The 610-nt window shown below is 44.3% G+C and carries 1 protein-coding gene and 1 pseudogene; one reads left to right on the top strand and one right to left on the bottom strand.

What is annotated here, in order from left to right:
• Nucleotides 1-362 (bottom strand): endonuclease SmrB (gene smrB / locus VNE01S_RS18805; protein WP_061781666.1); only part of this gene is annotated, 362 nt, incomplete at its 3' end.
• A 64-nt stretch (nucleotides 363-426) separates the two neighbouring features.
• Here smrB and VNE01S_RS18800 point away from each other — a divergent pair.
• Nucleotides 427-610: pseudogene (locus tag VNE01S_RS18800) on the top strand (50S ribosomal protein L3 N(5)-glutamine methyltransferase); the annotation flags it as partial.

Below are 610 nucleotides of genomic sequence, written 5' to 3'. Positions count from 1 at the left end.
TTTTTGATGCAGTACGCGATCATCGCGCCTAATTCACGTTTGGCTTCTTGTTGTGTCATGCCATGCATATCGAGAAAAACATCGGGCACATACACGCCTCGGCGTAGTCGTTTGACTTCATACTGAGACACATCATCACGTGCATAACGAGTTGGGCCATCTTCGTTGAGCAGAGGCACAAACTCATCTGAGAAGTAAAACTCCGTATCGCTGGCTTCACGAGCACTACGCTTGATTTCTTTTTGCTTAGTATTTCTTTTTGGTTGCTGGACTATGGTATCCTGTCGCAACTTTTTTACGCCTTGTACTGCATCCCTAAAAAGGGCGAAATCATCATCGAAATCGGTGTCTTTTTTGCTCATCGGGTTATTAACTACGTAGAATAAAATGTTATTGGCAGTATTGTAGCGCTTTTCGGAGGCAATTTTGGATAAGATTTTTGTAGAAGAAGCGGTATCAGAGCTTCACACGCTTCAAGATATGATTCGTTGGACAGTGAGCCGTTTCAACGCCGCGAATCTTTTTTATGGTCACGGTACTGATAACGCATGGGATGAAGCTGTACAGCTAATCTTGCCAACACTGTACCTACCAATTGACGTGCCTCCGC

The organism is Vibrio nereis NBRC 15637, assembly GCF_001591105.1.
Taxonomy (GTDB): domain Bacteria; phylum Pseudomonadota; class Gammaproteobacteria; order Enterobacterales; family Vibrionaceae; genus Vibrio; species Vibrio nereis.
Note: the sequence above shows the minus strand (reverse complement) of the source record. Positions and strands in the feature narration are given on the sequence as shown.